We start from the raw sequence: 14374 nt of genomic DNA, 5'->3' as shown, positions 1-14374 counted from the left end.
CCTGTAGCCCGCCACTCAACGCGAAACCCGCCACTCAACGGTCGAGGGCGGGCGTAATGGCCAAGCGCACACCGGACGGTCCGCCACCGCCGCCCGTGGTGCAGCGGGTGCGGCTGCAGTACGCCAAGCGCGGCCGGCTGCGGTTCACCTCGCAGCGCGACTTCGCCCGCGCGTTCGAGCGTGCGCTGCGCCGCGCGAACGTGCCGATGGGCTACTCGGCCGGCTTCACGCCGCACCCGAAGATCAGCTACATCGGCGCGGCGCCGACCGGGGTCGCCAGCGAGGCCGAGTACGTCGAGATCGGCCTGGCGCGCGAGGTGGACATCCAGGCGCTGCGGGCGGCACTGGACGACGTGCTGCCCGACGGCCTGGACATCGTGGACGCCGTGCCGGCCGGCCCCGGCTCGCTGGCCGAGCGGATCCAGGCGTCGCGGTGGCGGATCGAGCTGGCCGGGGTGGATGCCGGCACGCTGGGAGCGGCCGTCGCGGCCTTTCTCGCCCGCGACGAGGTGGGTGTCGAACGTCTCACCAAGGACGGCCGGCGCACCCTGGACGCGCGGGGTCCGGTGCTCACCGCCGCCGTGTCGGCCGCCGCAACCGGCGCCGGAGCCGCACCTCGTGCGATACTGGACCTGGTCGTTCGGCAGGTGACCCCCGCTGTCCGGCCCGACGACGTTCTCGCCGCTCTGCGGATTGTCGCCGGTTTCGCCCTGGATGCGCCGCCTGTAGCGGTGCGCCTGGCGCAGGGACCGCTCGATGACGCAGGCGAGGTCGCAGATCCGCTCCAGCCGGACCGGGTCGCGGCCGGGACGGCGCCGTAGCACCACCACGAAGACTTCGCGGACGTCCACACGGGCGCTCGCCACAACCGCCCCCGTGCGGCCGCGCTCTCGCCATGACGGCGGTATCGCGCCCGGGAGCTGAGAAACGGAGTGACCCGAGCACATGCTCGAACCCGACAACACCGCTACCCCCACCGACACCCCCACGCCTGCCGAGACGGCTACGCCGGCCAAGGCACCGCGCAAGCGGGCCGCCAAGAAGGCCGCACCCGCCGCCGGTCCGGCAGACGCCGGCGACAACGCGACGACACCCGCTCCCCGCAAGCGGGCCGCCAAGAAGGCAGCACCGGTCCGGACTCGCGACCCGCAGGTGCCGGCCGAGGCTCGTGACGCCAGCCCGTCCACGGACGCCAGCCCGTCCACGGATGCGAGCCCGTCCACGGACGCGAACCCGTCCACCGACGCAGCGCCGCGCAAGCGCGCCCCGCGCAAGGCGGCCGCGAAGACGGCGCCGCCCGCGGCCGAGCGGGGCGAGGACCCCGACAGCACCGCCACGCCCGCGAAGGCGCCCCGCAAGCGCGCGGCGAAGAAGGCCGCCACCAGCAGCGCCGCCGAGAGCGCCACCGAGAGCGCCGCCGAGCCGGTCCTGGCCGCACCGGCCGGACCCCCGTCGGTCCTGTTCGTCGCGCCGGACGAGACCCGCGCCGAGAAGGCGCCGGCCAAGCGCACCCGCCGCGTCGCCAAGGCGCCGGCCGGGCCGCCGACGTCGGAGGAGCCGGAGGTACCGGAGGAGCCGGTGCCGGGCGAGGCCGAGCTGACCGTGGCCGAGGACGCCGAGGACCAGACCGCCGAGCCCGAGGACGTCCGCGAGGCGGCCGTCGAGGAGGCCACCGGGGCCCGGCGCCGCCGGCGCCGGGGCCGTCGCGGTCGCGGCAGCAGGGCCGGTGGCGAGGGCGCAGAACACGACGGCGAGGACGGCGAGCCGGCCGCCGCCGAGGACGAGCACGCCGACGGCGAAGAGGACGGCGCGGACGCCGAGGGCGGCGCCACGCGGCGGCGCAGGCGCCGCCGGCGCGCGAGTGGTTCCGGCGACGGCGACTCGAGCGCCAGCGGCGGTCGCGACGAGGACGACCCGCCGAACACGGTCGTGCACGTGCGCGAGACCCGCGAGGGCAAGAAGAAGGACAACGGCGACGACGGCGTCCGCGGGGTCAAGGGCTCCACCCGCCTGGAGGCGAAGCGGCAGCGCCGCCGCGAAGGGCGCGACACCGGCCGGCGCCGCCCGCCGATCCTGACCGAGTCCGAGTTCCTGGCCCGGCGCGAGGCCGTCGACCGGGTGATGGCGGTGCGCCAGCGCGGCGACCGCACCCAGATCGCCGTGCTCGAGGACGGCGTGCTCGTCGAGCACTACGTCACGCGCGCGAGCGCCACGTCCTACGTCGGCAACGTGTACCTCGGCCGGGTGCAGAACGTCCTTCCGTCGATGGAGGCGGCGTTCGTCGACATCGGCAAGGGCCGCAACGGCGTGCTGTACGCCGGCGAGGTCAACTGGGACGCCGCCGGCCTGGAGGGCAAGTCGCGGGCGATCGAGAACGCGCTGAGCTCCGGTGACACGGTGCTCGTTCAGGTCACCAAGGACCCGATCGGGCACAAGGGCGCGCGGCTCACCAGCCAGGTATCGCTGCCCGGGCGGTTCCTCGTCTACGTCCCCGGCGGCGGCATGACCGGCATCAGCCGCAAGCTGCCGGACACCGAGCGGCACCGGCTCAAGGCGATCCTGAAGAAGATCGTGCCCGAGGACGCCGGCGTGATCATCCGCACCGCCGCCGAGGGAGCGTCCGAGGAGGAGCTCACCCGCGACGTCGACCGGCTCAAGGCGCAGTGGGAGGCCATCGCGAAGCAGGCCGAGAACACCAAGTCGGCGCCCACGCTGGTGCACGGCGAGCCGGACCTGGCGATCCGGGTCGTGCGCGACGTGTTCAACGAGGACTTCAAGCAGCTGGTCGTCGAGGGCGAGCAGGCCTGGACGACCGTCTCGGACTACCTCAACGGTGTCGCGCCGGACTTGGCCGAGCGGGCGTCGCGGCATACCGCGGACACCGACCTGTTCCACGACCTGCGGGTGGACGAGCAGTTGATGAAGGCGCTCGATCGCAAGGTGTGGCTGCCCTCCGGCGGCTCGCTGGTGATCGACCGCACCGAGGCGATGACCGTCATCGACGTCAACACCGGCAAGTTCGTGGGGACGGGCGGCAACCTCGAGCAGACCGTCACCCGCAACAACCTGGAGGCGGCCGAGGAGATCGTCCGCCAGCTGCGACTCCGCGACGTCGGCGGCATCGTGGTGATCGACTTCATCGACATGGTGCTGGAGTCGAACCGCGAGCTGGTGCTGCGCCGGCTGACCGAGTGCCTGGGCCGCGACCGCACCAAGCACCAGGTCGCCGAGGTCACCTCACTGGGCCTGGTGCAGATGACCCGCAAGCGGGTCGGCGAGGGGCTGCTGGAAGCGTTCAGCGAGCCGTGCGAGCACTGCAAGGGACGCGGCGTGCTGATCCACTCCGAGCCGGTGGACAAGTCCGGGGCCGCCCGCGCGGACGCGGACGAGCCGGGCGGTGACCGGCCCAAGGCCAAGCGCAAGCGCGGTGCGGCCAAGCAGGCCGAGCCGGTCGAGCCGGTCGAGGACGCCGAGACCCGCGAACGCCGGCTGTCGGCGATGGCGGCGATCCACAAGGCGGCGCACCACGAGGGGGAGCTGGCCGGCGACCTGGCCGCCGAGCTGGCCGCCGATCAGGCCGCCGACCTGGAACTCGAGGCGGTGGCGGCGGTGCTGGACGCCGAACCGCAGGAGCTGGACGCGTACCTGACCGACACCGGCAGCACGCCCGAACCTCAAGTCGACGTCGAGCCGGAGCCGGAGCCGGAGCCGGAGCCGGAGCGGCCGTCCCGCCCGCGTCGCCGCCGCGCCGCCAGCCGGCCCGCGGGCCCGCCCGTCACCGCGGAACCGCGTGTCACCGCCGCACCGGCCGGCACCGTCGGAGCCGACGCCGGGTAGCGGCGAGGCGCCGTCGCGGGGGGCGTTTTGCCTCCGCTCGGTGCGGTGCCGTAACCTGTACTACGGCCCATTTTCCCGATGGGTTCCTCTGTGTGCGCGCCCGATCCGCAGCGCACCGGACAGCAGCAGTCAGGAGTGGACGCGTCATGTATGCCATCGTCAAGACCGGCGGCAAGCAGTACAAGGTCGCCGAGGGCGATGTGATCGAGGTCGAGAAGCTGAACGCGGCGCCCGGCGCCGAGGTTGCGCTGGCCGCGATCCTGCTCGTCGACGGCGAGGCCGTCACCCACGACGCGGACACGCTCGCCAAGGTCGCCGTCACCGCCGAGGTGCTCGCGCAGACCAAGGGCCCCAAGATCCGCATCCACAAGTTCAAGAACAAGACCGGCTACCACAAGCGGATGGGTCACCGTCAGCCGCTGACCCAGGTCCGCGTCACCGGCATCTCTTCGAAGTAAGGAATGGCACGCCATGGCTCATAAGAAGGGTGCGTCCAGCTCCCGTAACGGCCGCGACTCGAACGCGCAGTTCCTCGGCGTCAAGCGCTACGGCGGTCAGGCCGTCAAGGCCGGCGAGATCCTGATCCGCCAGCGCGGCACCAAGTTCCACCCGGGCACGAACGTGGGCCGCGGCGGCGACGACACGCTGTTCGCGCTGTCCGCCGGCACCGTGCAGTTCGGCTTGTCGCGTGGCCGCAAGACGGTGAACATCGTCCCGGCTGGGGTCTGAGGGCCCGAGCGAGGTACTTCCGCGAAGGGCGGGCCCGGGTGACCGGTGCCCGCCCTTTCGCATGATCGAGGAGAGGCGGAGAGGAGCAGCATGGCCAGCTTTGTCGATCGCGTCGTGCTGCACCTGGCCGCGGGCAACGGCGGGCACGGGGTCGCCTCGATCCACCGCGAGAAGTTCAAGCCGCTCGGCGGCCCCGACGGCGGCAACGGCGGCCGCGGTGGGGACGTCGTGCTGATCGTCGACCCGAACGTGCACACGTTGCTGGACTTCCATCACCACCCGCACCAGCGAGCCGGCAACGGCCGGCAGGGCGCAGGCAGCTACCGCAACGGCGCCGAGGGCGCAGACCTGGAACTGCGGGTTCCGGACGGCACCGTCGTCCTGACGCCGGGCGGTGAGCTGCTCGCCGACCTGACCGGCGCAGGCACCCGCTTCATCGCTGCCCAGGGCGGACGTGGCGGGCTGGGCAACGCCGCGCTCGCCTCCACCAGGCGCAAGGCACCGGGCTTCGCGTTGCTGGGCGAACCGGGCGAGGCGCACGATCTCGTGCTCGAGCTCAAGAGCGTCGCCGACGTCGGGCTGGTGGGGTTCCCGAGCGCCGGCAAGTCCTCGCTGATCGCGGCGCTGTCCGCGGCGCGCCCCAAGATCGCCGACTACCCGTTCACCACCCTGGTGCCGAACCTCGGCGTGGTCAGCGCGGGCGCGAGCACGTTCACCGTCGCCGACGTGCCCGGCCTGATCCCGGGCGCCGCCGCGGGCAAGGGGCTGGGCCTGGACTTCCTGCGCCACGTCGAGCGATGCGCGGTGCTGCTGCACGTGCTGGACTGCGCGACCCTGGAGCCGGGGCGCGACCCGATCAGTGACCTGGACGCGATCGAGTCCGAGTTGGGCCAGTACGAAGGAACCTTCGGTGAGCTGCTGGCCAAGCCCCGCCTGGTCGCGCTGAACAAGATCGACGTGCCCGAGGCGCGCGAGCTCGCGGAGTTCGTCCGCGGCGAGCTCGAGGAGCGCGGCCTGCGAGTGTTCGAGATCTCCGCGGCATCGCACGCCGGGCTGCGGGAACTCACCTTTGCGCTGGCCGAGGTGGTCGCCGCCGACCGCGCCGCCCGTCCGATCGCCGAGGCGACCCGGATCGTGCTGCAGCCGACTGCCGTCAACGACTCCGGGTTCACGGTGCTGCCCGATCCGGCCGAACCGGGCGCGTTCGTCGTCCGCGGCAGCAAGCCCGAGCGCTGGGTTCGGCAGACCAGCTTCGACAACGACGAGGCCGTCGGCTACCTCGCCGACCGGTTGGCGCGCCTGGGCGTGGAGGCCGAGCTGGCCCGCCAGGGAGCGCAGCCCGGCGCCGCGGTGACGATCGGCGAGGTCACCTTCGACTTCGCGCCGTCGGCGGGCATCGAGGAGGACTACCTGCCGACCCGTCGCGGCGAGGACGAGCGGCTGGACACCTCGCCGCGGCGCCGGCGCGCCGACGACCGGCTCGCGGCCAAGCGGTCCCGGCGGACGCACGCAGAGTACGAGGGCGAGTGGACCGAGTCCGAGGACGAGCAGTGACCCGCGAGGTCGTTGCCGCCGCCCGCCGGACGGTGGTCAAGGTCGGCTCGTCCTCGCTCACCGCCCGCGGCCGGCTGGACCCCGACCGGCTGGACACGATCGTCGACGCCCTCGCTCACCGGCACGCCGACGGGCGGCAGGTGGTGCTGGTGTCCTCCGGCGCGATCGCGGCCGGCATCGGCCCGCTCGGGTTGCGCTCGCGGCCGCGTGACCTGGCCACCCAGCAGGCGGCGGCGAGCGTCGGGCAGCTGATGCTCGCCGAGCGGTACGCGTCCTCGTTCGCGCGCTACGGGCTGCGGGTCGGGCAGGTGCTGCTCACTGCCGACGACCTGCACCGGCGCGGTCACTACCGCAACGCCGACCGCACCCTGGAGCGGCTGCTCGCCCTCGGCGTCATCCCGATCGTCAACGAGAACGACACGGTCGCCACCCACGAGATCCGCTTCGGCGACAACGACCGGCTGGCTGCGCTCGTCGCGCACCTGGTGCACGCCGACGCGCTGGTGCTGCTGTCCGACGTCGACGGGCTCTACACCGGCCGGCCCGGCACACCCGGCGCGCGGTTCATCGCCGAGGTGGCCTCGATGGCCGAGCTCGGCGGCGTGGACGTCACCGGCAAGGGCAGCCACGTCGGCTCGGGCGGGATGGTGACCAAGGTGGACGCGGCCGCGATCGCGACCAGCGAGGGGATCCCGGTGCTGCTGAGCACCGCCGCACGCATCGACGACGCGCTGGCCGGCAATGTCGGCACCCTGTTCCACGCGGCGGGGGACCGGTCGGCGTCCCGGTTGTTCTGGCTGCGGCACGCGACCACGCCGCGTGGCCGGCTCACCCTCGACGCCGGCGCCGTGGCAGCGGTCGTGCAGCGCCGCATGTCGCTGCTGCCGGCCGGTGTGACCGCGATACAGGGCGAGTTCTACTCCGGTGAGCCGGTCGACCTGCTCGCGCCGGACGGTGTGGCGGTGGCGCGCGGCCTGGTCGGTTACGACGCCGCTGACCTGCCGCAGATGCTCGGCCACAAGACGCACGACCTGCCGGCTGAGCTTCGCCGCGAGGTCGTGCACCGCGACGATCTCGTGCTGTTGTGACGGACGTCCGGCCCGGGTGGTTCGCAGCCGCGCCGTACCCTTGGCAGCATGACCGAGCGAGCCGCCACCGAGCAGGACGTGCGCGCGGTCGCGGCCCGTAGCCGCGAGGCCGCTGCCGAACTCGCACCGCTGGGCCGGGCAGCCAAGGACGCCGCGCTGCACGCGATGGCCGACGCGCTCGTCGCGGCCACCGACGCGGTGCTGGCTGCGAATGCGAAGGACGTGGCGAACGGACGCGATACGGGCATCGGCGAGTCGCTGATCGACCGGCTGGCTCTGGACGCCGACCGGGTCGCGGCCATGGCGCAGGGCCTGCGTGACGTCGCCGCGCTGCCCGATCCCGTCGGCGAGGTGCTGCGCGGGTACACGCAGCCGAACGGGCTGCAGATCCGGCAACTGCGCGTGCCGTTCGGCGTCGTCGCGATCATCTACGAGGCCCGTCCGAACGTGACCGTCGACGCCGCCGGGCTCGCGCTCAAGAGCGGCAACGCGGCTTTGCTGCGCGGCTCCGGCTCGGCGTACGAGTCGAACAGCGTGCTCGTCGACGTGCTCGCTGCCGCTGCCGAGAAGGCCGGACTGCCGCGCGATTCGGTGCTGCTGGTCCCGGGAACGGACCGGGCGAGCGTGGGACACCTGCTCAAGGCGCGCGGGCTCGTCGACCTGATCATCCCGCGCGGGGGAGCCGGACTGATCAACTACGTGGTGCAGAACGCGACGGTGCCGGTGATCGAGACCGGCGTCGGCAACGTGCACGTGTACGTCGACGCGGCCGCCGATCTCGAGGTCGCCGAGCGCATCGTCGTCAACTCCAAGACGTCCCGGGTGAGCGTGTGCAACAGTGCCGAGACGCTGCTGGTGCACGCGGCGATCGCCGACGAGTTCCTGCCGCGGATCACCGGCGCGCTGCAGTCCGCGGGCGTCGTGCTGCACGGGGACGACGCGTTCGCGGCACTGGACGGTGTGCTGCCCGCGACCGACGAGGACTGGGAGCGCGAGTACCTGTCGCTGGACATGGCGGCGCGGGTCGTGGCCGACGTCGACGAGGCGATCGCGCACATCCGGCGCTGGTCCTCCGGGCACACCGAGGCGATCGTGACGCGAGATCTGGACGTCGCGCAGAGGTTCGTGGCGCGCGTCGACTCGGCGGCGGTCATGGTCAACGCATCCACCCGGTTCACCGACGGCGGCGAGTTCGGCTTCGGCGCCGAGATCGGCATCTCGACGCAGAAGATGCACGCGCGGGGGCCGATGGGGCTGGCCGAACTGACGTCCACCAAATGGGTCGTGACCGGAGCGGGCCACACGCGCTGATCCGGGCTACCGTTGCCGAATGACGGTTCTCCCGGCCGCGGGCACACCGTTCGGTGATCGGGTCCGCGAACGACTGGCCGACGAGCAGGTCATCTGGCTGACCACCGTAGGGGCCGACGGAACGCCGCAGCCGGCGAAGTACGGGGAGGCCGCGGCACGGATCGGCGGTAGTCCCGAGCAGTTCGCGGCGCTGTACCCGACCGCGCTGGAGATCACGCTCGACAAGGTGCGCGGCTTCTGAGATCAGCCCGCGCGGAGCACCTGCGCCGTCCGCGCGTCGGCCGGGTAGAACGACTCGATCGCCAGCTCCTCGACCGTGACGTCGGTGGCGGTGCCGACGACGGCGGAGATGGAGAAGAAGGACAGCACGTCGCCGCCGCGCCGGAACAGCAGCGGCAGGACGACGTCCGTGGCGCCGGGCGTCTCCGCCAGGCCGCCGGGGTAGCCGAGCAGTTCCGCGTGCAGCGCGTGCAGCCGGTCATCGCCCATCGCCCGGGCCCGCTGTTGCAGCTGGGTCAGCAGGTGCGCGCGCCAAGCGGGCAGGTTCGCGATGCGCCCGGCGATTCCGTCCGGGTGCAGGCTCAACCGCAGCACGTTGACGGGCGGTTCGAGCAGGAACGGTGCGGCCTCTTCGGTCATGATGGCGATCGCTGAGTTCGCTTCGACCAGTTCCCACCACCGGTTGACGACGACGGCGGGGTAGGGCTCGTGCGCGGTCAGTACCTGGCGTAGCGCCGCGCGTACCGCGGACAGTTGTGGCTCGTCCAGACCGTGTTCGGGATAGGCGGGGGCGTAGCCGCCTGCGAGCAGGAGCGAGTTGCGCTCACGCAGCGGAACCTCCAGGTGCTCGGTCAGGCGCAAGATCATGTCCGGCGTGGGGCGTGACCGCCCGGTCTCGACGAAGCTCAGGTGGCGGGTCGAGATGTCTGCCTGGATGGACAGTTCCAGCTGGCTGAGGCGGCGCCGCTCGCGCCATTCCCGAAGCAGGGCGCCGACCGGACGGTTCGCCGGCGGGCGGGTGATCGTGCTGGTCATGGCCCGACGGTATCGGGCCGCCGTGCCGCGCAGCCATTACCTGGCAGGTCATGCGAACGCGTTACCTCAGGCGTAATCGACAGGCCGTCGGCGTCGGCCGCAGGATCGCTCCCGGCACCGATTCACTCGATGGAAAGGCAACGCGATGAACGAGACGATCACCCATTACCTGCAGTGCTGGAACGTGACCGACGACCGGGCGCGGCGTGCGCTCGTCGAGGAGCTGTTCGCGGCGAACGCGTCGTACGTCGACCCGTTGGTCGAGCTCGAGGGCAGGGCGGCGATCGACGCCGCGATCGCCGCCGTCCAGGCGCAGTTCCCCGGCATGGTGTTCACCCAGCGCGGCGAGGTCGACGCGCACCACAGCCAGGCGCGCTTCGGGTGGGGGCTGGGGCCGGTCGGCAGCGCGCCGCTGGTCGAGGGCTTCGACGTCGTGGTGCTCGACCAGCACGGGCGGATTGCCACGGTGCTCGGCTTCCTCGACAAGGTCCCCGGCTGAGCCGCGCGTCATCACGGATTCCCCGATCACGGAAAGCCAGAGAGCCATGGCCACCACCGTCAGCGATCGCACTGACGTCACCGCGAGAGCGGGCCGGCCGGCAACGGACTGGCGTCCGCTGCTCGTCGTGCTCGTCGGCACGTTCATGACCTTCCTGGACTTCTTCATCGTCAACGTCGCACTGCCGTCGATCCATGACGAGTTGCACGCCGGCCCGGACGCCGTTCAGCTCGTCGTCGCGGGATACGGTCTCGCTTTCGCCGTCGGCATGATCAGCGGTGGACGGCTCGGGGACCTGTACGGCCGGCGCCGGATGTTCGCGCTCGGCCTGGCGCTGTTCACCCTGACCTCGGCCGCCTGCGGCCTGGCGCCCAACGCGGATGTGCTGGTCGTCGCCCGGGTTCTGCAAGGCGTTGCCGGTGCACTGCTCACACCGCAGGTGCTCGCGATCGTCTCGGCGGTGTACACCGGTGCGGCACGGGCGAAGGCGTTCGCCGCGTACGGGTTCGCGATGGGGATCGCCGGCGTGCTCGGGCAGTTGCTGGGTGGTGCCCTGATCTCGGCCGACTTCGCCGGCAGCGGCTGGCGGGGAATCTTCCTGATCAACGTGCCGGTGGGGCTTGTGGCGCTCGCTGCGGTGCGGGTCATTCCGGAGTCGCGCGGCGCGCGTGAGCGGCTGGACCTGGTCGGCACCGAGCTGATCACCCTCGCCCTGGCCGCGGTGGTGCTGCCTCTCGTCGAGGGGCGTGAGCACGGTTGGCCGATGTGGACGTGGATCAGTTTCGCGGCAGCACCGGTGCTGCTCGGTGTCTTCGTGGTGCATCAGCTCGGTCGTCGCCGCGCGGGGCGGGCACCGCTGGTCAACCTGGCGCTGTTCGCCGATCGACGGTTCAGCCTCGGCTCGCTCGCCGGGCTCACCTTCGGCCTGGTGCCTGCCGGGTTCTTCTTCGTCCTTGCCCTGTACCTGCAGCAGGGCCGTGGCTTCTCCGCCCTGTTCTCGGGAGTGGTTTTCGCCGCGGTGGGTGTGGGCTACTTCGCTGCGATGCTGCTCGCGCAGCCGTTGGCGGCGCGGTTCGGACGCCAGGTGCTGGCGGCCGGGGCGATTGCCGTTGCCGCGGGGTGCCTCGTCCTGGCGGATGTCGCTGCTGCCTCGACGTCGCTCGAACTGCTGCCGGGGCTGGCGCTGATCGGCTTCGGGATCGGGCTGGTGCTGGTGCCGCTGTCGGCCGAGGTGCTGAGCGAGATCGATCCGGCCGACGCCGGTGCGGCCGCCGGTGTGCTGGCGACGGCGCAGCAGGTCGGCGGAGCGCTCGGGGTCGCGGTGATCGGCGTCGTGTTCTTCGAGGCGCTGTCCGGTGGGGTGACGCACGCGTTCACCGTCTCGCTGTATGCGCTTGCCGGGCTGACGGCCGCGACCGCGCTGCTCGTTCAGGCTCGGCTGAACCCGCCGGCCGGCGGGGAACCCAGATCTGATCGCCGCCGTCGAGAACTTCGGCCCACGTGATCCTTGCACGCGTCGCGCCGAGACCGAGTACGCGCCGCCGCACTCCGGACCGCGACGCACTCCACTAGCGTCATCCACGACGTGAGTATCGGCGGGACCCGGATGATCGCTGCCCGAATCCGGCTCAACTCCACCGGGACGCGGCCGAAAGCTAGAACAGGGACGCTCGTGTCCTCGTTCGCATCACTCGCATGGAGGTCTCATGGCCGCTCAGTCCGCGGCTGCGACCACGCAGACTGTCGACTCCGCCCGTCCGCACCGGCTGGGACGCGTTCGGCGGCACGGCCGGGATGCGTCTCCGCCCAGTGGAGCGCTTGGACAGTCGCTGATAGAGTTCGCCCAGCTGTCCAGCCAGCTGGGCATCGAAGTGGCCGACATCTCCGGCAACATCGATGCACTGTCCGCGTCGGTGGGCGAGCAGGCGAAGCTGTCCGGCCGGCTCAAGACGGTCGCCGAGGGCATCGCCGCCGGCAACCATCAGATCGAGGCCGCGGTGGAGCATGCGCATTCGGCCACGAAGGTCGCCCGCGACGAGGCGACCGGCTCGCGCGAGGTCGTCCAACTGTCGCTGTCGCAGCTAAGCGCGTTCGTCGACTGGGTCGGTGACACCGGTGATCAGCTTGCGTCGGTGGCCGAGGCGCTCAGCGCCATCACCCAGGTCACCAGCCAGATCGGCCGGATCGCGCAACAGACCCACATCCTCGCCCTGAACGCCAGCATCGAGGCAGCACGCTCGGGCTCCGCGGGCAGCGGCTTCCAGGTCATCGCCGACTCCGTCCGCGAACTGGCCGACGAGACCATCAACGCCGCGAAGGACATCGAGACCACGATCGGCCCGCTCACCGCGCGCGTGGGCCAGCTCACCGGCCAGGGCGAACGGGCCCGCGAGCAGGCTCAGGCAGTACGCGAGAGCACCCAGTCGATCTCGAGCATGATCGAGACGGTCACGGGCGCCCTGTCCTCGGCAGACGAGCAGGTTGCCGAGATCACCGGCGCGGCCGCGGCGATCCGTGCCGACGTCGACGCGTTCCTCGGATCGCTGTCCGATCTGGCGGGCGGCCTCGATCACTCCAGCCACGAGCTCAACGCCGCGCGCGAGCGTTCGGCGAACATGCTGCAGCTGAGCGAGAAGCTGGTCGCCACGAGCGCCCGGACCGGCGTACGTACACCCGACACGCTGCTCATCGAGGCGGCGGTGAGCTCGGCGGCGCAGGTGTCGGCCCTGTTCACCGACGCGATCGACCGCGGCGAGATCACCATGCGGGACCTGTTCGACGAGAAGTACGAGAAGATCCAGGGCTCGGACCCGCAGCAGTACCTCACCCGCTTCGCCGAGTTCACCGACCGCGTGCTGCCCGCGATCCAGGAGCCGCTACGCACGATCGACCCGCGCGTCACCTTCGGGATCTGCACCGACCGCAACGGGTACATCCCCACCCACATGGCCCGGGTCTCCAAACCGCAAGGCCCGGACCCGGTGTGGAACGCGGCGAACTGCCGAAACCGCCGGATCTTCAACGACCGCACCGGTCTCACCTGTGCCCGCAACACCGATCCGTTCGTCGTGCAGACGTACCGACGGGACATGGGCGGCGGCAGCTACGTGATGATGAAGGACGTGTCCGCGCCGATCTGGGTGCGTGGCCGGCACTGGGGCGGCTTCCGGATCGGCTACACCGCCACCTAGCCCGGCTCAGTCGATGCCACGGGCGACGAAGTCGACGAACGCGTCACGCTGGCGCACCAGGTCGGCCGGCGGCCGCTCGAAGACGTGCTCGAACACCGCGCCCGCGCCGACCGTCGCGAGCGAGCGGCCGCCTTCGCGGACTCGCACCGCGAGCTTCTGCGCCTCGTCCTCGACGTCGGCGAAGAACGCCGCACCCACGTCCGTCTCGCGCTCGAGGTGCCGGCGCAGCCGCGCGATCGGGTCTCGCTGCCGCCACGACTCCAACTCGGCGTCGTGCCGGTAGCGGCGTGAGTCGTCGGACGTCGTGTGCGGATTCATCCGGTACGTGAACGCCTCGATGAACATCGGCCCGCCACCGGCACGCGCGTGCTCCAGGGCACTGCGGGTCACCGCGAGCGAGGCGAGCACGTCGTTGCCGTCGACACGCACGCCCGGGAACCCGAAGCCCTCCGCGCGCCGCGCCAGCGGCACCCGCGCCTGCACCGAGACCGGTGCGCTGATGGCCCACTGGTTGTTCTGGCAGAAGAACACGACCGGCAGGTGCTGCGCGGCGGCCCACGCGAACGCCTCGTTCGTGTCGCCCTGGCTCATCGCGCCGTCGCCGAAGAACACCAGCACCGCCGTGTCGCGGCCCGGGTCGCCCGTCCCGGCCGTGCCGTCACGCACCACACCCATCGCGTAGCCGACCGCGTGCAGCGCCTGCGCACCGATCACGATCGTGTAGGTCGCGAAGTTGTGCTGGTGCGCGTCCCACCCGCCCTGCCCGGAACCGCGCCACATCTCGAGCAGCGTCACCGGGTCGACGCCACGGCACCAGGCCACCCCGTGCTCGCGGTAACTGGGGAACACCATGTCGTGCGGGCGCAGCGCACGGCCGGCACCGATCTGGGCGGCCTCCTGCCCGAGCAGCGAGGTCCACAACCCGAGTTCGCCCTGTCGCTGCAGTGCGATCGCCTCCGTGTCGACGCGCCGGACGAGCACCATGTCCCGGTACAGTCCGGCGAGTTCCGGGCCGGTCAGCTCGAGCGCGTAGTCCGGGTGCGCGACCCTGGTGCCGTCCGCCGCAAGCAGCTGGACGAGGGCGTCGTTCTCGATCACCGCTCCATGACACCGGGGGCGGTGCGCCGCCA

At 71.9% G+C, this 14374-nt stretch carries 13 protein-coding genes; 11 read left to right on the top strand and 2 right to left on the bottom strand.

Annotated elements, in window-relative coordinates; all coding sequences use genetic code 11:
- Positions 1-56 precede the first annotated feature (56 nt).
- From M6B22_RS04805 to M6B22_RS04770, 8 genes are all read left to right on the top strand, one after another.
- A complete protein-coding gene (locus M6B22_RS04805) occupies positions 57-821 on the top strand; it encodes a TIGR03936 family radical SAM-associated protein (RefSeq protein WP_269444645.1) in 765 nt (254 codons plus the stop codon).
- 124 nt (positions 822-945) lie between these two features.
- On the top strand, positions 946-3837 hold the full coding sequence (locus tag M6B22_RS04800; RefSeq protein ID WP_269444644.1) for an Rne/Rng family ribonuclease: 2892 nt from the start codon (positions 946-948) through the stop codon (positions 3835-3837).
- A gap of 146 nt (positions 3838-3983) precedes the next feature.
- Complete coding sequence (rplU, locus tag M6B22_RS04795; protein WP_269444643.1) at positions 3984-4295, top strand: 50S ribosomal protein L21; 312 nt, start codon at positions 3984-3986, stop codon at positions 4293-4295.
- Positions 4296-4308: 13 nt separating this feature from the next.
- Positions 4309-4566 (top strand): 50S ribosomal protein L27, encoded by a 258-nt coding sequence (gene rpmA / locus M6B22_RS04790; protein ID WP_269444642.1) that lies wholly within the window; start codon positions 4309-4311, stop codon positions 4564-4566.
- Between the two features lie 90 nt (positions 4567-4656).
- On the top strand, positions 4657-6120 hold the full coding sequence (obgE, locus tag M6B22_RS04785) for a GTPase ObgE (RefSeq protein WP_269444641.1): 1464 nt from the start codon (positions 4657-4659) through the stop codon (positions 6118-6120).
- Positions 6117-7208 (top strand): glutamate 5-kinase, encoded by a 1092-nt coding sequence (proB, locus tag M6B22_RS04780; RefSeq protein WP_269444640.1) that lies wholly within the window; start codon positions 6117-6119, stop codon positions 7206-7208. The genes obgE and proB overlap by 4 nt, the downstream gene beginning before the upstream one ends.
- A gap of 48 nt (positions 7209-7256) precedes the next feature.
- Entirely contained in the window at positions 7257-8519 is a 1263-nt protein-coding gene (locus M6B22_RS04775) for a glutamate-5-semialdehyde dehydrogenase (protein ID WP_269444639.1), read from the top strand.
- Positions 8520-8538: 19 nt separating this feature from the next.
- Positions 8539-8760 (top strand): PNPOx family protein, encoded by a 222-nt coding sequence (locus M6B22_RS04770; protein WP_269444638.1) that lies wholly within the window; start codon positions 8539-8541, stop codon positions 8758-8760.
- A 2-nt stretch (positions 8761-8762) separates the two neighbouring features.
- On the opposite strand, the gene M6B22_RS04765 is transcribed toward M6B22_RS04770, so the two are convergent.
- A complete protein-coding gene (locus M6B22_RS04765; protein WP_269444637.1) occupies positions 8763-9554 on the bottom strand; it encodes a helix-turn-helix domain-containing protein in 792 nt (263 codons plus the stop codon).
- A 145-nt stretch (positions 9555-9699) separates the two neighbouring features.
- Here M6B22_RS04765 and M6B22_RS04760 point away from each other — a divergent pair, with 145 nt between their 5' ends.
- From M6B22_RS04760 to M6B22_RS04750, 3 genes are all read left to right on the top strand, one after another.
- Positions 9700-10053 (top strand): nuclear transport factor 2 family protein, encoded by a 354-nt coding sequence (locus M6B22_RS04760; RefSeq protein WP_269444636.1) that lies wholly within the window; start codon positions 9700-9702, stop codon positions 10051-10053.
- Positions 10054-10099: 46 nt separating this feature from the next.
- Entirely contained in the window at positions 10100-11557 is a 1458-nt protein-coding gene (locus tag M6B22_RS04755; protein ID WP_269444635.1) for an MFS transporter, read from the top strand.
- Positions 11558-11759: 202 nt separating this feature from the next.
- Positions 11760-13244, top strand: coding sequence for a methyl-accepting chemotaxis protein (locus M6B22_RS04750; RefSeq protein WP_269444634.1), 1485 nt, complete (start codon positions 11760-11762; stop codon positions 13242-13244).
- A 6-nt stretch (positions 13245-13250) separates the two neighbouring features.
- On the opposite strand, the gene pdhA is transcribed toward M6B22_RS04750, so the two are convergent.
- Positions 13251-14342 (bottom strand): pyruvate dehydrogenase (acetyl-transferring) E1 component subunit alpha, encoded by a 1092-nt coding sequence (pdhA, locus tag M6B22_RS04745; protein ID WP_269444633.1) that lies wholly within the window; start codon positions 14340-14342, stop codon positions 13251-13253.
- Positions 14343-14374 lie beyond the last annotated feature (32 nt).

Origin of the sequence: Jatrophihabitans cynanchi, assembly GCF_027247405.1 — a bacterium.
GTDB classification, from domain to species: domain Bacteria; phylum Actinomycetota; class Actinomycetes; order Mycobacteriales; family Jatrophihabitantaceae; genus Jatrophihabitans_B; species Jatrophihabitans_B cynanchi.
Note: the sequence above shows the minus strand (reverse complement) of the source record. Positions and strands in the feature narration are given on the sequence as shown.